The organism is Cryobacterium algoricola, assembly GCF_004402485.1.
GTDB classification, from domain to species: domain Bacteria; phylum Actinomycetota; class Actinomycetes; order Actinomycetales; family Microbacteriaceae; genus Cryobacterium; species Cryobacterium algoricola.
Window position 1 is genome coordinate 1 of sequence record NZ_SOFG01000004.1, and the last position, 17,231, is coordinate 17,231.

The 17,231-nt window shown below is 64.8% G+C and carries 18 protein-coding genes and 1 pseudogene; 9 read left to right on the top strand and 10 right to left on the bottom strand.

What is annotated here, in order from left to right; translation table 11 throughout:
* Together E3O44_RS00445 and E3O44_RS19925 are read right to left on the bottom strand one after the other, a co-directional pair.
* The coding region (locus tag E3O44_RS00445) for an ice-binding family protein (protein WP_420897909.1) at nt 1-1,060 on the bottom strand (1,060 nt) is incomplete at its 3' end.
* Nucleotides 978-1,292 (bottom strand): NAD(P)H-binding protein, encoded by a 315-nt coding sequence (locus tag E3O44_RS19925; RefSeq protein WP_134531721.1) that lies wholly within the window; start codon nt 1,290-1,292, stop codon nt 978-980. The genes E3O44_RS19925 and E3O44_RS00445, both read right to left, overlap by 83 nt.
* Before the next feature lie 393 nt (nt 1,293-1,685).
* Here E3O44_RS19925 and E3O44_RS19930 point away from each other — a divergent pair.
* Together E3O44_RS19930 and E3O44_RS00455 are read left to right on the top strand one after the other, a co-directional pair.
* Nucleotides 1,686-1,841 (top strand): annotated as a pseudogene (locus tag E3O44_RS19930) (IS481 family transposase); the annotation flags it as partial.
* An 89-nt stretch (nt 1,842-1,930) separates the two neighbouring features.
* On the top strand, nt 1,931-3,034 hold the full coding sequence (locus E3O44_RS00455) for a GGDEF domain-containing protein (protein ID WP_134531722.1): 1,104 nt from the start codon (nt 1,931-1,933) through the stop codon (nt 3,032-3,034).
* 407 nt (nt 3,035-3,441) lie between these two features.
* Here E3O44_RS00455 and E3O44_RS00460 read toward each other — a convergent pair whose 3' ends face one another.
* Entirely contained in the window at nt 3,442-4,950 is a 1,509-nt protein-coding gene (locus tag E3O44_RS00460) for an NAD(P)/FAD-dependent oxidoreductase (protein ID WP_338144720.1), read from the bottom strand.
* Between the two features lie 198 nt (nt 4,951-5,148).
* A complete protein-coding gene (locus E3O44_RS00465) occupies nt 5,149-5,925 on the bottom strand; it encodes a ferritin-like domain-containing protein (RefSeq protein ID WP_198415853.1) in 777 nt (258 codons plus the stop codon).
* A 141-nt stretch (nt 5,926-6,066) separates the two neighbouring features.
* Between E3O44_RS00465 and E3O44_RS00470 the strand changes: the two genes are divergently transcribed.
* A complete protein-coding gene (locus E3O44_RS00470) occupies nt 6,067-6,756 on the top strand; it encodes a response regulator transcription factor (protein WP_134531724.1) in 690 nt (229 codons plus the stop codon).
* Nucleotides 6,753-8,159, top strand: coding sequence for a sensor histidine kinase (locus E3O44_RS00475; RefSeq protein WP_134531725.1), 1,407 nt, complete (start codon nt 6,753-6,755; stop codon nt 8,157-8,159). Before E3O44_RS00470 ends, E3O44_RS00475 begins: the two co-directional genes overlap by 4 nt.
* A gap of 35 nt (nt 8,160-8,194) precedes the next feature.
* On the opposite strand, the gene E3O44_RS00480 is transcribed toward E3O44_RS00475, so the two are convergent.
* Nucleotides 8,195-8,563, bottom strand: a complete 369-nt coding sequence (locus tag E3O44_RS00480) for a thioredoxin family protein (protein ID WP_134531726.1) — start codon at nt 8,561-8,563, stop codon at nt 8,195-8,197.
* Nucleotides 8,564-8,752: 189 nt separating this feature from the next.
* Here E3O44_RS00480 and E3O44_RS00485 point away from each other — a divergent pair, with 189 nt between their 5' ends.
* Both E3O44_RS00485 and E3O44_RS00490 read left to right on the top strand, forming a co-directional pair.
* Entirely contained in the window at nt 8,753-9,340 is a 588-nt protein-coding gene (locus E3O44_RS00485) for a hypothetical protein (RefSeq protein ID WP_134531727.1), read from the top strand.
* Between the two features lie 56 nt (nt 9,341-9,396).
* The gene (locus tag E3O44_RS00490) at nt 9,397-9,738 is read left to right on the top strand and encodes a DsrE family protein (RefSeq protein WP_166792503.1); all 342 of its coding nucleotides are present in this window, start codon (nt 9,397-9,399) and stop codon (nt 9,736-9,738) included.
* On the opposite strand, the gene lgt is transcribed toward E3O44_RS00490, so the two are convergent.
* Complete coding sequence (gene lgt, locus E3O44_RS00495) at nt 9,667-10,623, bottom strand: prolipoprotein diacylglyceryl transferase (RefSeq protein ID WP_134531729.1); 957 nt, start codon at nt 10,621-10,623, stop codon at nt 9,667-9,669. The genes E3O44_RS00490 and lgt overlap by 72 nt on opposite strands.
* A 236-nt stretch (nt 10,624-10,859) precedes the next feature.
* Here lgt and E3O44_RS00500 point away from each other — a divergent pair, with 236 nt between their 5' ends.
* Nucleotides 10,860-12,104 carry a chloride channel protein gene (locus tag E3O44_RS00500; RefSeq protein ID WP_241975934.1) on the top strand — a complete coding sequence of 415 codons (1,245 nt, stop codon included), beginning with the start codon at nt 10,860-10,862 and terminating at the stop codon, nt 12,102-12,104.
* A gap of 487 nt (nt 12,105-12,591) precedes the next feature.
* Here E3O44_RS00500 and E3O44_RS00505 read toward each other — a convergent pair whose 3' ends face one another.
* A complete protein-coding gene (locus tag E3O44_RS00505) occupies nt 12,592-13,188 on the bottom strand; it encodes a hypothetical protein (protein WP_134531730.1) in 597 nt (198 codons plus the stop codon).
* 153 nt (nt 13,189-13,341) lie between these two features.
* Nucleotides 13,342-14,115, bottom strand: coding sequence for a hypothetical protein (locus E3O44_RS00510; protein WP_134531731.1), 774 nt, complete (start codon nt 14,113-14,115; stop codon nt 13,342-13,344).
* Between the two features lie 215 nt (nt 14,116-14,330).
* Here E3O44_RS00510 and E3O44_RS00515 point away from each other — a divergent pair, with 215 nt between their 5' ends.
* Together E3O44_RS00515 and E3O44_RS00520 are read left to right on the top strand one after the other, a co-directional pair.
* Nucleotides 14,331-14,738, top strand: a complete 408-nt coding sequence (locus E3O44_RS00515; RefSeq protein ID WP_134531732.1) for an NUDIX hydrolase — start codon at nt 14,331-14,333, stop codon at nt 14,736-14,738.
* Nucleotides 14,739-14,961: 223 nt separating this feature from the next.
* Complete coding sequence (locus E3O44_RS00520; RefSeq protein ID WP_134531733.1) at nt 14,962-15,444, top strand: hypothetical protein; 483 nt, start codon at nt 14,962-14,964, stop codon at nt 15,442-15,444.
* Nucleotides 15,445-15,504: 60 nt separating this feature from the next.
* Here E3O44_RS00520 and E3O44_RS00525 read toward each other — a convergent pair whose 3' ends face one another.
* A complete protein-coding gene (locus E3O44_RS00525) occupies nt 15,505-16,056 on the bottom strand; it encodes a GNAT family N-acetyltransferase (RefSeq protein ID WP_134531734.1) in 552 nt (183 codons plus the stop codon).
* Nucleotides 16,057-16,514: 458 nt separating this feature from the next.
* Nucleotides 16,515-17,144: a TMEM175 family protein gene (locus E3O44_RS00530; protein WP_134531735.1), complete on the bottom strand. Its 630-nt coding sequence runs from the start codon at nt 17,142-17,144 to the stop codon at nt 16,515-16,517.
* Nucleotides 17,145-17,231: the final 87 nt, after the last annotated feature.

Below are 17,231 nucleotides of genomic sequence, written 5' to 3' on the forward strand. Positions count from 1 at the left end.
AGCCGAGGCCGCTGAGAACGAGAATGGAGCCTGCCGCGAGGGGGAGCTCGGCGTGCACGCCGGTTGCGGCCAGTTCCTGGGTCGCCTCGGATTTGACCGGAGCGATGAGGTTTGCCGTCGGCGCCGGCGTCGTCGTGTCCTCGGCGGCTATGGGGGAGGCTGGGGTCGTAGTCAGGGCATACGTTGCCGTGGCGGTCGGTGTTGTCCCGTTGCTCGCGGTGATGGTGAATGTGCTGGAGCCCGGGGCCGTCGGAGTGCCGGAGATCGTCCCGGTCGTTCCATTTAGGGTCAGCCCGGCGGGGAGTGCGCCGGAGCTCACCGTGTATGTCGGCGCCGGCGAACCCGCCGTGGTGACGGTGAATGTGTACGGGGTGCCGACTTTCGCGTCGGTGGGGGACGCGGACGTGATGGTCGGGGCGACCGTCTGGGAGACAGTCCCCGGGGTCGGGCATCCCGTCGGGGCGGTGATGGTATTGGTGTCGAGCGTGACCGCGGCGACCCGGGCGATCAGCCGGCCGACGATGACGGCACTCGTTGTCGCCGTGACCGACTCCTGCGCAAGGACGGTGCCCTGGAACTGAGCGGCCGTGCCGATCGTCGCGGAACTGCCGACCTGCCAGAAGACGTTGCAGGCGCTGGCACCTCCAGTGATCGTGATGTGGGTTGCCGACCCGATCGTCAGAGTCGACGCCGCCTGGAATACCCAGACGGAGTTCGCGCTGCCGGCGAGGGTGAGCGCCCCGTTGTCGGACAGCGCCAGTGCGCCACCGGTGTAGACACCGGGCGTCAGCGAGAGTCCGCTGAGCTCCCCGATGCCGGTCGTCGTGGGGGTCAGGGAAGCAGCGACGTTGTACGCGGTCGTGACGTCGTCCTGGGCAAGTGCTGCTGCTGCATCGGTCATGTGAACCGTCCCCGTGACAATGCCGTCCGGAGCTCCTCCGAAACCCGTGATCGAGGACCCGGGCGCGAGGCCGAGATCACCGTTGACGATTGTTGGTCCGGTATTCGTGACCGTGCTCGCGCCGAGAACCCCATAGCTCGCCGCGGTTCCGAGGTTGATCGGCCCTCGAAACGAAGATCGAACGGTCCACTCCGGTGAAGGCGGCGTCCAAGGAAGCTGAATCCGAATAGTCCGCGACGCAAGCGGTGAGGCCTTGGGCCACGAATTGAGCCGCGGCTCGGTCAGTGCGCACGAGGACTCGCACTTGTGACGCGGGAACGCGTTGGAGCAGGCTGCGCAGTGCAGCGCTGCCGAGGTTGCCGGTTACTCCAGTTACAAGAAAAACAGTCATTAAATACTCCAGTTGAGAGATTTTGTGTGGGTCGAATCGAGCGGGAACCCGAAGGGGGGTTCCCGCTCGAAGGCGCACAAAATCTCCATCCCTGGACGGCGTAGCGGACTACTGCGGCGAGAGTGGATGCTGGTTAGGCAACGCAACGAATGAGCATTCAAATCACTTTAGACCGGGCGCGGTCGAGTCACACACCTCGGGCACATATGTCAGCGCGCCGAGGATCCGCAATTGGAACCCTCAGTTGTACCGGCGGGCGGTCACTCGTGAGGCAGCTGTGCGGCCACTAGGCGTTTTAAGAACGCCGCCATGAAGCGATCAACTCCACAAATAGATCGGTGACCATTCGGCCGTGTTTGATGGTGACACTTCTTCCTCGTCCACACTTGAGGGATGACTCGTGTCGAACCCGTTGATCCCCGTGTTAGTCTCGCCAGAACTCAGAGGCCGCCTGGTGCTCCGCGAGGCGCGGTCAGTACGTTCTGTGCTGAGCACGGGATCTCGCGGAAGACCTTTTACGCGATCAAGAAGCGTGACCTCGAGGAAGGCTAGGCCGCGGCCCTCGAGCCGCGCTCCGAGGTGGATCGCTAAGCTGAACCACGACCTTGTCAGTGAGGCGAGGGAAGACAGGCAATCCGATGCAGCAGACTCCCTCATTCCAGAGATTCCGCGCCACGGTGTTGCGCACGCTGATGGTGATAGTGGCCGTGCGCGCGGTGATCATTGCCGGGCTCTTCGTCGGACACTCTCAGCCCGCCACGCTGCTCTTGATGATCATCGCTGGCGCACTTCTCGTCCTCCTGTTTTTGTCCTTTCGACAGCGCACTCTGAGCCGTCCAAGCATCGCGGCCGTGCTCGTATTGTCGCTGGCGGGTTCCTTGATCTCCGGGCTCGCAGTGAAATCCGTGGCGCTGGCCACAGTGAGCGGATTCACATTCCTGATCCTGTCCGTCGCAGTTGCGGCGGTGGTAGATGTACTTCCTGCGTGCATCCACAGCGCGGTGGCGACGACACTGGGTATCGTGATCATCTTCCTGAGGTCGTCAGAGGCCGTCATGGTTGCCGTGACTTTCTTGGGTATGACTGCTGCCGCCACGCTCGTCGTGATGATGCTCCGACGTTTCCTGAAGGCCGAGCGTGACAGCGCTATCGACCTCGCACTGACCGACCCTCTCACCGGAGCGGTCAATCGCCGCGGGATGGCCGATCGGGTGCCCTCGCTCAGTGAACTCGCACAGCGAACCGGCCAGGAATTCGGTTGTCTCGTTTTCGATCTGGACCATTTCAAGACCGTGAACGACACTTACGGGCACCAACGCGGCGACCAGGTTCTGATGGACGTCGTGAGCGCCATCCAGCGGGGCACGCGCACAAGCGACTTGCTCGTTCGGCTGGGCGGAGAAGAATTCGCCCTGTTCGCCGTCGTTCCCGACCGGCAGCAGCTAGCAGCCCTCGCTGAGCACGTCAGGACCATCGTCGAGAAGACGCAGCGCGGCATGGCAGTTACGGTAAGCGTGGGCTGCAGTATCGGAGACGGCAGCACCGAGGCCAACCTCGCCGCACTCCTGGCCGAAGCCGACGACGCAATGTACGCCGCAAAGGATGCGGGGCGGAACTCGGTACAGATGAGCGACTCTGAGCGCGGTTCGACAACTGCTTCGGACCACGTCGCGGGCGGCGGCGACCCGGCTCCTGTCTCGCTGGGAATGCAGCCAGAGGGGAACGCCGCCCCCAATCGTTGAGTGGGCTTTGTGTCCGAGAGCCTCGAGACAGAATCCGACGAAATCAGCGGGCGGAGAACAACCGGGCGAAAAAGCCCACCTTGGTCGGGCCTTCGTTCTCGTGGCCGCTACACCGCTGCGCCTTTGCCAGCGGGGTCGACGCGGTCGAGCGCCTGCTCGCCGAATGTCCCGAGCGGTCGCGCGGAAGGCAGGGTTGCCCCGCCGACGCGGGCCGCCGGGGTCAGGGCTCGTTAACCGTGATGTTTGGCGAGTCGGTACATCGTCCAGTTCAGGCTCAGGAAGCGAACGAACTGCTGGACGAGGTTGCTCCGGCGTCGCAGCTCGCGCATTCCCGGAAGCGGTGCCATATCGATTCGAGCCTGGGCGTTATCCATGCTGGTCTCCGTTGATCGTGTCGTTGAGGCGGGCTATTCGGGGATGAGGTACCAGAGCGGGTAGGCCTTGGCCTTGTAGATGAACAGGGTGTGCAGCATCCGTTTCACCCAGTGCGCTGCGAGTCCGATGTCGCCGGTCGTCTCCTGGGGATCCCGGCCTGCCGTGTCCGGGTGCCGGGAGTGGTCCGGCACGATGGGCGACATCGACATGGCCGCCGCAGTGCCAGAGAGCATGCCCGTGCCCGTCGAGGCGATGCACGCCGCGGCCATCTCGCCCATCGAGGCCGTGTGGGTCGGTTCGGGGGAGCCGTGCAGGATCATGTCGGAAATGGTCATTGCCACTGCCTTGCCCATCGAGCCTGAGGGCATGCCGGTGCGGGGCGGGGCCGGGGCAACCAGTACGCCGTCGGGGGTCGCATAGGGCCGGGAAATCGCGTGGGGTGGGGCAAACGCGATCCCGATTCCGAACACGTTGTGGTGCAGCGGGGTCTGGTAGGTCCTGGGCCAGTCCTGCGCCGTCCACTGGTCGAAGGGTTTTGCTTCGTAGTTCGCGTCGACCCGCATGAACCCGCTGGGGGCGAAGATCGAATCCGTGATGTCTGTTCCGTCCCGGTCGAAGGCCTCAAGGTTCACGCCGCGGAACGGTGGGAGAAGCATGGCGAAATCGAAGGGCTGGGCGTTGTCCGTGCCGTCGATCTGCCGGTAGTGGATGAGGCCGGGTTCGATCTTGGTGACCGCGGCCTGGGTGATCGCCTTCATCTTCCGTTCGCGGAAGAGCGACTCCATCCACGCCTCGCTCGTGATCCTGTGGTCGCCCTGGCTGAAGGTCATTCCGCCGACGCCGAAATCGCCCAGCTCATGCTCGTTGGTCAGGTAGATGACCTCGGCCCGTTCCCGGACCCCTGCCGCTCGCAGTTCATGTTCAACATTGAAGGCATACTCGAACGCCGCTCCCTCGCAGGTACAGGTGCCGTGGCCCACTCCGATCACCAGGGTTTGCCGGCGGCCGGTCTTCAGCGTCTCGATGACGGTGGCCAGGTGCTTCGCCGCGTCGACCGCGTGGCTGGGCGTGCAGACCGACACGGTGTGACCGGCATCCGGGCCGAGCCCCGGGGTCGCCTCGAAGTTCAGCCGGGGGCCCGTCGCGTTAATAAGGTAGTCATAGCGGATGCGCTCGGTCTTGCCGGCCCGCTTCGGGTCCGTGTACACTACATCCACGGCTCCGCGGGGGCTGTCGGCATCCCCGTTCGGCCGCAGTGCGACGGCGTTGGCCTGGCGGAAGACGATCTTCTTCCGCCGGTAGATCGGGGCGAGCGGGAAGACCACCTTGTCGGGGCTCATTTTGCCGACACCGACCCAGATATTCGAGGGGATCCAGTTCCAGTTCGAGTTCGGAGACACCATCACGACCTCGTGGTTTCTGCCTAGACGCCGCTTCAGGAATAGTGCTGCGGTGTGTCCGGAAACCCCGGCTCCCAGAATGACGACTCGTGCCATGTCAGACCCCTCAATCCCAGCATCCATGCTGATAATCCGAACCATACTCCTATACCTCAGGGGGTATTGCATCCGACATGAAGAAGATACCGAAGGGGGTATAAGGTGCCCTGTCGGCGGCGGCAGCGGCAGCATCGACGGGCCTCGCGATCGTGACGACCCCGTAGTGTCGCTGTCGGCCTATCGCGGGCAGGAGAGAGGGGCGCCCACGGTTCGTGGGCGCCCCTCCACCGTCTGTCTGTGTCAGCGACCGAAGGCGGTCAAGTGGTGCTGCGAGGCAGTGAGCAGGTGCTCGTAGACCGCGAGCACGTCGGGAGCGGTCACGCCGGCCTTGGCCGTCGTCAGGTCGGCGATGTCGGCCGTCTCGACCGTGCGGGCCGCTTCCCTGGCAGCGTCCAGGCTCGCCGAGCCTTGTGCGAGCAGGGTGTCGTAGAGCTTCTGGCTGGCATCGGTCGGGAACTTTCCGACCTCGAGGCCGACGGTGGGGTCTGTGATGCTGTAGCGCTCCAGGAGCGTACGAACCGCTTCCAGGTGCATCGTCTCCGACCGGGCGATGCGGCTGAAGACCGTCGCGTCGTACTTCTCGGCGAAGGCGACGTACAGGTCATGGGCCAGCTTCTCCTCCGCCGCCATGGCGGTGAGGCTGGCTTTCTGGTCATCGGTGATCGTGCCGCTGGCCACGTCGGCGAGTCCGCTGCCCATGCCCACGCCCATGCCCATGCCCAGACCGGTACCGCCGCCGCCCTGCATACCGGTACCGCTGCCTGCGCCCATTCCTGCGCCCATTCCGTCGCCCATTCCGTCGCCCATTCCGTCGCCCATTCCGGTGACGGTTCCCGTTCCGCTGCCCATCCGGTTCATGTTCCCGGTGTGGGTGGAGGGCTGGCTGCTGGATGCGGTGGGCCCGGTGCCCTGCGCGTCGCCGCCGCGGTTCATGGCGGCGATGCTCGGTGTGGCGATCAGTGCGGTGATGACCACTCCGCTGGCGATCGCCGTGGTGATAATGCTTCTCCTGCGCATGATGTGCTCCTTCGAATTGTGGATCGTTGCTACCTACACGCTCTCGCCCGGGTGTGCAGGGGGTCTGCCGGGGGTGTGGAGATCCCGTGGAGAAGTCTTGGCCACGGCTTCCGGAGCCGTCCTGACGCATAGTGTGAAGTCATGTCAACAGTGCTGGTCGTCGAGGACGAACGTGATATCAGGGACGTGCTCCGTCGGTATCTGGAACGAGCCGGATTGTCTGTGCTCACGACCGGGTCGGGAGCGGAGGCGCTCAGTTTGCTCCACTCGGCCGACCTCGTACTCCTTGACCTGGGCCTTCCCGACATCGACGGCACCGACATTCTCCGGGAGGTCCACGGAATGCAGAATCTTCCCGTGATCGTCCTCACTGCCCGAAGCGCCACCGAGGATCGAATCCACGGGCTCGAGCTGGGAGCGGACGATTACGTGACCAAACCCTTCAGCCCTGCCGAGGTGGTCCTTCGGGTTCAGGCCGTCCTGCACCGTTACACCGGACTCCCCGGAGAGCCCGGCCCGGTCACCTACGGCAACCGGCGGCTCCGCATCGACGAGGGCTCCCACAAAGCCTGGCTGGACGGAAGCCTGCTCGATCTGACCCCGACCGAATGGGCACTCCTGGCCGCCGTCGCTGCCGCACCGGGACGGGCGTACTCGCGATACGAACTGGTCAACCGGGTGCGCGGCTACGAGTACGCAGGGTACGAACGCACCATCGACTCCCACATCAAGAACCTCCGGCGCAAGCTCGGTGCATCGGGGGCGGACGTCCTGGAGACGGTCCTCGGCGTCGGCTACCGCCTCGGGCTCCGTCGGGACGATGCGTCATGACGACCCGCGGTTTCGGCCTCGGCCCGCTCGGGCGTCGCTTTCTGGTCGCCTTCATCCTGGTCGCGGTGTCATCGGTGGCCGTGCTCACCGGCGCCGCCCTGGTTGGTGTCGATCGCGGAGTGCAGGTTTCCCAGCAGGCCGACCGTGAACGGGTAGTTGCGGCCGCGGCCGCTGCGGCCGCCGACGCCTACTGGCAGGCAGCCGGATGGGGACAGGCCGATCTGGGCCGTGCCTTCGCCATCGGCGAAGCGGCATCGGCCCGGCTGGCCATTCTCGACGCGAACGGAACCACGGTACAGTCCAGCGCTGACGGCAGCGGGAATTCCAACAGCCCGGGGATGGGCCAGGGAATGGGCCAGGGAATGGGCCAGGGAATGGGTCAGGGGTCCGGAATGGGTCAGACGGTCGTATCGACGCCGATCATCAGTGACGGCAGCCAGGTCGGCACCGTCCGGATGAACTTCGGCGCCATGGCCGCAACGCAGGTCATCGACGTGGCCTGGTCCTGGATCGCCGTGGCCGCCATCGTTGCCCTTGTCATGGCACTCGGCGCGAGCTTCCTCGTCACGCGCCTCCTCGTCCGGCCCATCCAGGCGATCACCGAAGCGGCACGATCTTTCACGGCGGGCGACCGGAAATCGCGTGCCACGGGTCCCGGCCCGGGGGAGCTCGGTGAGCTCGCCGTTGCATTCAACGGCATGGCGGATGCTGTCGTGCGGTCCGATCTGGATCGGCGCAACCTGACGGCCGACGTGGCTCACGAACTGCGGACCCCGTTGGCGGCCTTGCAGGCCGGGCTGGAGGAACTGCGCGACGGACTGGTGCAGCCAACTCCGGAAGGCCTCGCCGGACTGCACGACCAGTCGCTGCGCCTGGGCCGGGTGGTGGCCGATCTGGCCGAACTCTCGGCGGTGGAAACCGCTGGACTCTCCCTGCGCCTCGCCTCCATCGACCTGGCGCAGATCGCCCGCGACGAATGCGCCCTCCGGGAACCGCAACTGCGGGCAGCGGAACTGAACGTGACCGTCAAGTCGGGCGAGCCAGCATTCGTGCGAGCGGATGCCGACCGACTGCACCAAGCTGTCGGAAATCTCCTGGCCAACGCCGCCCGATATTGCCGGCCGGGCGACACCGTGACCGTCACGAGCGCGGTCGAAAACGGTCACGCGGTGCTCCAGGTTGCTGACACCGGCCCGGGCATCCCGCCGGACGAACTCCCGCACATCTTCGACCGTCTCTGGCGGGGCCGTGCGGCGGAGCAGGTCACCGGCTCCGGCATCGGCCTGGCTGTGGTGCGCGAAATCGTCAGCAGCCACGGCGGGACCATCCACGCGACATCCGAGCCCGGCGAGGGGACCACCATCACCATCCGGCTGCCCGCCACGGGTGCTACCCCAGGCTAGGGCCGGCGCGGTCGAACAGTGCTCCGTTCGTCAGCTCACGCCGAGGTTTGCCGGGCGGCAATGCTGGCGCGAACGGCCTCCATGTCCAGAGCCTGAACGCCGGCGATCACCTCGTCCAGGGATGAGGCGTTGAGCGCTCCGGGCTGGGAGAACACAAGGACCTTGTCCCGGAACGCCATCAGGGTGGGAATGGAGCGAATGCCGGCAGCAGCGGCCAGGCCCTGTTCTGCTTCAGTATCGACCTTCCCGAAGACGATCTCGGGGTGCTTGTCCGAAGCTGCGGTAAAGGTCGGCGCGAACATGCGACACGGGCCGCACCAGCCGGCCCAGAAATCCACGAACACGATGCTGTTGTCGGTGATGATCTCGTCGAAAGTCTTTTCGGTGATGTCAGTGGTAGCCATGCAACAAGAATATACCCCATAGGGTATTGCACTCAAGGGAGTCAAGCGCTCCACGCGCGTGCCTCCGGAGGAGCCCGCCCTTGCAAAAAGATACCCCTCACAAGAATACCCAGTACCGAATAGAAATACCCCATAGGGTATTAGTGCAGTTCTCTCGGATCTCCCTTCCTACCTGTGATGAGGCCAGCTATGCAGAACAGACGAACGGTCGGCGCAGACCCGAAGCGGGGGACAGCGAGACGGCTGGTCGATTCCGTCCTGATTGCGGGCGGGTCCCTCCGCCGCTGGCCGGCCCGTCGTCGACTGATCGTCGCCGCCGTCGCCGGGATGGTGCTGGTCGGACTGGCGCTCGCAGCGGGAACCGTGGCTTTCGTCGACGGGTCCCTGGTGTTCCCCGGTCCTTGGTGGGTGGATGCGGTCACGGTCCTGGGTGCCGGACTGATCGGTCTGGTCGTGGCCAGCTACGTCGATGCGCCCATCGGTGCGGATGCCACCCTGTGCGACCTGCGCTGGCCGGCGCTCGGCCTGATCTCGCTTTATCTGTCGACCGATCTGCGCACCGCCGTGCCTTTGCTCGAGCCGGGCATTCGTCCTGTCGTCAGCGTCGCGGCGATCGCGTTGTTGGTCTGGGCTTTGCTGGCACGGCTGCACAGCGAACACAAGGCAACACGTAGCCAGCGCCGGTCAGGTGCGCCAGGCGACATCGACGGCACCGAAGATGGCGAAGTATGCACGACATGCCGCCCGTTGTTCCCGAGAGCCGGCGGCCGTCCGTGACGGAGGCGGGGACAGCCGACGACATGGAGCCTAACGGTGGCGGCCACGGTCAAGCAGTGACCAGTGCTGGGCTCGTCCTGCACGTCAGCGGCGCCGATGCGACCCTGATCCAGGGCGGCATCCGATCCGCGCTCAACGCCCGCGCCCAACTCCCGACGCTCGCGATCGAGATCGTGGTCCAGGGCCCGGTGGTGTTGTTTTTGCGCGCGGGATCGGTCCTGGAACCAGCCCTGACCGAGCTCGCTGCAACGCCCGTGCGGGTGCTGTCCTGCCAGAACAGCATGCGGTCTGTCGGGCTGGATGCTGCTGATCTGCTTCCGAGTGTGTCAGTCGTCCCTGCGGCTGTCGCTCATCTGACCGTTCGGCAGTTCAAGGGCTGGGCGTACATCCGCGTGTGAGCCGGACGAGGCATCCGTCGTGGGCAGGTCGTCGATCGCGGGCTCCTCCGGATTTCGATAGATCGACAGTTCCGGTCCGGGGTGGCGTCGGGTCTGGACGATGATGAGGACGATCCCGGCGATGGCGGCGAGGAGCGCGATGTCCACGTTGATCTTGAGGCCGAAGAGGAAATACTCGGTCGGGTCCAGGCGGAGCGACTCGAGGAACGCCCGTCCGGCGCCGTACCAGAGCAGGTAGAAGCCGAGGGCCTTGCCCCAGCGGAGGGTGAACCGGCGTTCGAGCACGACGATGATCAGGACGACACCGATCGTGTTCCAGATCATCTCGTAGAGGAAGAGCGGCTGGAAGAGCGTCCCGGCCGGCAACCCGGCGGGGAAGGCGACGTTCGTCGATTCGATCTCGAGACCCCAGGGGAGGGTCGTCGGACCGCCGTAGAGCTCGTGGTTGAAGTAGTTGCCGAAGCGGCCGAACGCCTGCGCCAGGAGCAGACCGGGAGCGAGGGCATCGGCGAAGGAGAAGAACCGGATGCCGGCCCGGCGGCAGCCGATGTAGGCCCCGATGCTGCCGAACAGTATCGAGCCGAAGATCGCGAGTCCGCCCTCCCAGACGAACAACACCTTCCACAGGTCCGCACCGGGGAAGAAGTAGTCGGTCGGATGCGTGACGACGTGGTAAAGGCGGCCGCCGACGATTCCGATCGGGACCGTCCACATGGCGATGTCCATCACCATGCCCGGCTTGCCGCCGCGAGTGGTCAACCGCGCCGAGGATAGCCAGACGGCGATGACGATTCCGGTCAGGATGCACAGCGCATAGAAGTGAACTCGCAGGGGCCCCAGATCGAAATAGCTGATGGATGGGCTCGGAATGCTGGTGTGAACCACCGCGTTCACCTTTCGATCGTGCGCATGTGCGCAGCGGGCAGACGTGGGTCTCCCAGAGGTCCCGGAGAAGTCCGATGTCTCGAACCGCCAAAAGCTTATGCTGGCCCGCTTGAATCACCGCACCAGCGCAGCACTCGAGAGCGGATGCTGGGAGGGTTCTCATGAAGTTGCGACCGCTGGACGGCCGGCGCACCCAGCGGAGCAATCTCGAACGCTACGATCGAAATGTGAGACCCGTGTCGAATTCGGTTACTCCGTCGTGGGTCGCCCGAATCGTCGTGGTCATGGCGCTCGTCGGCATCGGGGCAGGAATCGGCGGGCTCGCGGTGAGCGTGCTCCTTCGAACGATCCAGCACCTCGCCTACGGCTATTCGGAAGGCACCTACCTCGACGGCCTGGCGCACTCGTCGCCGCAAACGCGGGTGATCGCCTTATGCGCTGCGGGCGTGATCGGTGCAGTGGGCTGGTGGGCGCTCCGCCGATGGGGGAGACCCATCGTCGCGGTGGATCGAAGCGTTGCCGGGGAGCGGATGCCCGTGCTCGCGACCCTGGTGAACTCGGGCTTGCAGATCGTGATCGTCGGTCTCGGCGCATCCATCGGCCGCGAAATGGCCCCTCGCGAGCTGGGCGCACTGTGTGCGGGTTGGCTCAGTGAGAAAGCAGGCGTCAATGCCCGCGAACGTCGTGTCCTCGTCGCATGCGGCGCAGGCGCAGGACTCGCTGCCGTCTACAACGTCCCGCTCGGGGGCGCGCTCTTCACCGTCGAGATCCTGCTCGCCGAGGTCAGTCTGGCCACCGTGCTCCCGGCCCTGGCCACGTCCGCGATCGCGACACTGGTTGCGCAAATCGTCGTACCCACGACCCCGCTGTACTCCGTGCCGCAGTTCACTCAGACCCCATCGCTCATAGTCTGGTCCCTTGTTGCCGGACCAGTAATCGGATTTGCCGCAGCCGGCTTCGTGCGCCTGGCCGACACGGCCGAGAAACGGCGGCCACAGGGCTGGCGCATCCTCGTCGTGATGCCGCTCGCCTTCACCGCCATCGGACTGCTCGCACTGCTGTTCCCGGAAATCCTCGGCAATGGACGCTCCCTCGGCCAGACCGCGTTCAACGCGATGCTGCCGATCGGACTCGTGGCGGTGCTCCTCGTAGCCAAGGTGGCGGCCACGATCGGTACGATCGGCAGCGGTGCTGCCGGAGGTACTCTGACTCCCTCGCTCGCGATTGGGGCCGCGTTCGGCGTCGTTACGGGCGGACTCTGGGACCTGCTCTGGCCCGGTACACCGGTCGCGGCCTTTGCTCTGGTCGGCGCGGCGGCATTCCTCGGCGCTTCCATGCGCGCGCCCCTGACCGCACTGGTCCTGGTACTCGAATTCACCGGGCAGGGACCGGCGATCCTGATCCCGATGACGCTTGCTGTTGCGGGTGCTGTTGTCGCGGAATACCTTCTCGGGCGACGACGGTTCCTCGGGATCGACTAAACATTTTGCGGCTCAGACGAGGTGTGAGACGCCCGTGTATGTCGCGTGGGTAGCGAGCCCGTCTGGGAAGAAACCCCCTCACACACCCAAGGCGCTCACGACGGATTAGACCGCCGCGATCCCAATCGCGGCCCGCGAATGGTGCCCGGGGGAGGGCGCGATGGGGCCACGATCCGGCGGGCAGGTGCGGGACATTATCGAGGTAGTGCTCGGCACCGCAACACGCATCGCGGAACGCTCACCGGTCCCCATCGCGGCCGGCCCGATGCGTTCCACGCGCCGCCGGATATCAGACCCGAGCACGGGGCACACCCGCATCGCTTTGGGTAGGTGACGCCGAAAGTTCGGTGTGTACGTCGTGATTCTGCTGGTCGCTCTCGGTATTGCCTCGGCCGGCCGGACAACTGCGGGGACTCTGTGGTCGCGGCGCATGGCTGGCATCTCGGTTCTTCCCATTGCCATCCACGCTTCGACCTGACGCAGCTGCCTACGGGTGTGCGAAGGGCTCGATCGATACCCCCGGCGCTGGAGCCCGGAACCCGGGGGTGTCGCAGGACACCTCCACGAGGTAGATCCAGTTGTCGCCGTCGAACCCACCCGTCACTCGCAGCTGGTCGCTGTCAACCAGACCAGCGAGCTGGGCCCCATAGGCGAACGAGTCGTGATCCGGGTCGAAGCTGGTGGCGGGGAAGGTCGACGTCCAGACCCGCGCATAGCGTTCAGCGGTAGTCCACGGGTCCTCGTCCCTGTCGAACCAGGAGTTCTTTGCGGAAAAGGCGACTTCGTAGCCGTCTGACCTTTTCTCCCAGTGCGGGGTACCACTCAAGTCCTCGGACTCGGTCCAGCAGGCGGACTCCGGTGGCGCGGCGCGCTGCACGTCCCACGTTCCTTCGAACGCAGCGAAGGTGGGCTGGACGGAGCCCGAGATCGTGTCGCTGATGCTCGACCACGCGGTGAGCGTTCCGCCGGACGCAGCGGCCGCTGACGCATGGGCATCGGTGGACTGGGAAGCGCAGCCGGTAACGCCCGATAAGAAAAGCGAGATCGTTGAGAGAGCGAATGCGGTGCTTTGGATGCGAGCCATGGCTTCACCTTAAGACCAGCATTACTGCGGGCGAGTCGGGTGCGGGTATCGCGGACCAGAAGAGCGGCAGGTGGACCTGCGCCGGTTGCGCCGTCAAAGTCGATGCGCGGGTCGTCTCTACCTCGTCCGACACGCGGGCGGACGAGTTGCGGCTCAGCGGTCGGCGACGAGGAGGTTGAGCCGTTCGCCGTCGTGCAGGACGGCTTGTTGGGGTTCGGGCAGCCGAACCGTGTTGAGGTAGCCGATGTCGTCGACCGTGATGCCCAACCGGGCGGCGACTTCCTCGATGAGATCGCCCGGAGCGACGACGTAGGCAACGGATGCACCGTCGCGCGTCTCGACGATGCCGCGAGCACCGCCGGTTTCGCCGGAATCGGTGGCGCGGAGGTTAGGACGGAGCGGCGCGAACGTCCACTCGATGTCGGCACTGGCAACGATGGTGGCCAGGCAATCCCCATCGACGGCCAAGCCGTACGGTGTCGTGAGAATGACCTGATCAATGGCGGTGGGGTCGCCCCCGACGAAGCGCAGCTCTTGCCCATCCTGGGCGCTGGTGCCGGCCCCGGCGGGGCCGAAGTTCATGCGCGGGCCGCTGTCAAAGCAGGTCTGCCCGGCCGGGACCGGCTGAACCGCCGCCATCGCCTCCACCTGGGTCTGCCTGGGCAGAACCAGATCGTGTAGTGACAGCGTGAGGAGCTGACCGTCGGAGTCGAAGCGCACCGTGCCCGTCACGCCGTCGTCGGAGGTGAACGTTCCGCTGCCGATGGTGCCGATCGGTGCCGTGGGTGTCGAACGGTCCGTTGCGGTGTCAACGTGCGACGAATCCGGCGTCGGAGCGGGAGGCCCGGCGCCGTCGACCCCTGCCGTGCAGCCGGCCAGGAGCACCAGCACCCCCGCCGCGCCGCACACCGTTGCGATTCTGCCCATAGCGCACCCCCTGTGAGGGATCTTAGCGGCGACGCGCCGCGGCCACCCCGTCTATTTCCCCGACCGGAAGGCGGTTCGGTGAGGTGAGGGTGACGTTCAGCACGCAGGGCCGGTTCCCGGACGCACATCCGGCGCCCATCCGCTGGAGTTCCGAAGTCACGGGGAACCCTCTGCGGGACGCGTCCAGGGTGATGGAGGGTTGGTAGCGTGGCCGGATGGCTACTCAAACGCTCATTGTCGCTGCGGTCTGCTTTCGCGACGACGCCGACAGGATACTCACCGTCCGAAAGCGCGGCACCAGCTATTTCATGCTGCCGGGCGGCAAATCCGAGCCCGGGGAAGGTCCTGAAGCAGCCGCTCTCCGAGAAGTCCATGAAGAGCTGGGCGTGACGGTCAAGTCGGAAGACCTTGCCCTGCTGGGTAGCTGGACGGGAACCGCCGCAAACGAGCTGGACACACTCGTCGACGCGACCGTCTATCTCAGCACTGTTGTCATCGCGCCGGTAGCGTCAGCGGAAATTGTGGAACTGCGATGGGCAGATCCCACCGTCACGTCCGAACCGGAGTTTCCACTTGCGCCGTTGCTGATTGACTTCGTGTTTCCCGCTCTGGCCGCCGCCTAGTGCAGGCTGTTTGCAACGGCTCCCGGCGCGCCTGAGCCGCCCTGGTCACTGCATGGAACCAACACACTAGAGTCCGGATCGAAACCCTGGGAGGAGTCCAACCAATGCACGCATGGGTCATCGCACTCACGCTACTCACGCCGGGCACGCCGGGGACCACCATGAACCTCTCGGCGTCAGTTCGAGCTTCGACACCTGACAGCGCACACTAATGGACTCAAAGGTGGGCGCTCGCTCGCGACTCAATGTCGTCGCCGGAATCCTCGTTGGTGTCGCGTTCGTATCTTCCTATTTCGCGTGCTGGTTATTGCTTTCGCCTGTTTCGCGGGCAGCGAAGTGCTGGGTACAGCTCGAGGATGCTCCGACTTCAGTGTTCGTCGCTGTCGTGCTGGGGATTGGGGGATGCCTGCTCTGGATTGCTGCCAGGATCGTCGCTCGTGGCCAGGCCGCTGCTCATGGAATATCGATCGCCACCTACTTCACCGTGCCGGCACTCGTGGTCTGTCTGCTGCCATTCGTGGTCGTGGGCGCGTATCCGCCTAGTGAGGCCGGTCTTGAAAGCGATTGTGTCAGGGGTCAACCGTCTGGAATCATCATTTCCTCTGCTGCCTTGCTGCCTCTAATTACCATTTTGATCGTCGCTATCGTGTTCCGCCCACCCACAAAACCGACGTCGCGTGTTGATGCGGACCCACGACAGAACTAATAAATCCGACCCAGGCCGGAGGCATGCGTCTCCGATGCCGCATCAAACGCGGACCGATGGTCACGCGTCAGGCAGAAGGGTGCCTGCCGGGACTCTCACGGATTCCTCGCCGCCGACTAGCTTCTTCTTCATCCTGAAATTGGTCAGCTGTACGCCGGCCGTCAGCGGATGTTGTTCAGCCACGACGGTGAATCCGGAGCGCTCAAAGAAGGGGCGGGCTGTGATGCTGACATTGGCGGTCAGCTCCCTCAGCTGCTCCCGGCGCGCGCGGGCTTCCACATGGCCGATCAGTTGACGTGCCACGCCGCGTCGTAGGTAGCGAGGGGCGACGAACATCATGTCGATATGACCCTCAGAGTCCACGTCGGAGAAACCCGCCGGCACACCATCTACGGTTGCCACGTAACTGTTCCGTGCCTGCATCGCCGTATGCCAAGCGGACAGCTCGCGTGATTCTGGCCGAGCCCACGCCTGAATCTGCTCCGGCGAGTAGTCGGCTGCGGCGGTTTCGGCCACTGCGGCAAGAAAGATCGCCAACGTGTCCGCGGCATCTCCGTGACCATAGGGCCGAATGACAACGACCGACCCATCGACACTCGTGTTCAACTCCACAGAATCAGCATCCCACGGCGACGTTCACAACCGTGCAGAACTCACGGTGTCCGATCGTCGAACGCCCACCGGTTTATGGCCTGGCTGGCTGGCCGGGGTCCGTTGGATGTGACGACTGCATTGGCGGCCTGGTAGCGGCTTGTTCGCAGCGCTGAGTGCCACGCAGGTGCACGTTGGCCGATCGCACCTGGACGACGGAATGCTCTCGAACTAGATTTGACGGGTGAACTGGATGATTGTTGCAGGTGTCGCCACCGTGATCACGGTTGCAGCCATAGTCGGGCAGCGTACGGGGTGGGTGGACTTCTCCTGGAAGCAGAAGCAGAAGCGTCGAGGCGGGTCAATGACAATCGCCGATGAGGTATTCAATCCGACACGTTACGAAGCGCAGGTAGAGATGGACCGCCAGACGATCTTGCCCGCGCCGACCCCTTGCCCGGCGACGATGACAAGGGCACTTACCGAGGAACTATTCGCATCAAAATTTGACGGTCGTGCCGACGCAGAATCAGAAAGACCGGCGCCGAGAGGAACAGAGCGAAGAGTGCCCAATAGTTGATCTCCTGAAAGACCGTGCCCAGGATGAGCGCCAGGAGGAACTCGGCAGTTGACAGCGTGCTCGCGATGACGGCGCGCGACGGCAGTGGGTTAGCCGGCTCTTGGAGGGCCGCGGAGCGGTGCGTGAGTATCGTCATGGACGTCAGGAGCAGGCTGGACACGAACATCGTCCCGATGTAAAAACCGACCACGATCGAATCAGTAGACCAGTGTGCGACCATGGCCGTAGGCAGCGGCAGTACCACGATCGTGAAAGCCCACAGGAGGCTCAAGTTGCGCAGCGCGGGTGAGTACGTGGAGACGTGTTCGAACAGCGCATGATGCGAAATCCAGAGCCGCGCAATCACGGCGAAGCTCAGCAAGAATGCGAGGAGTTCGGACAGGTGGTCGAGAAGGAAGTCCCCTGGCAATACGTTCGTTGGCGTCACGGGGACGAGCTCTGCGAGCGGAAGGATCAGCAACGTGATCGCGATGGCCGCGATCGCATCCGTGAAGAAAATAAGCCGGTCAAGGCCGCGCGTTGTCTGCATGCATCAACGATATCGAGCCCCGCATCTGTCTCCTCAAGGTCGTTTGTTCGTTCACGGGGTCCCACGATTCGGGATCATCCCCTCTGT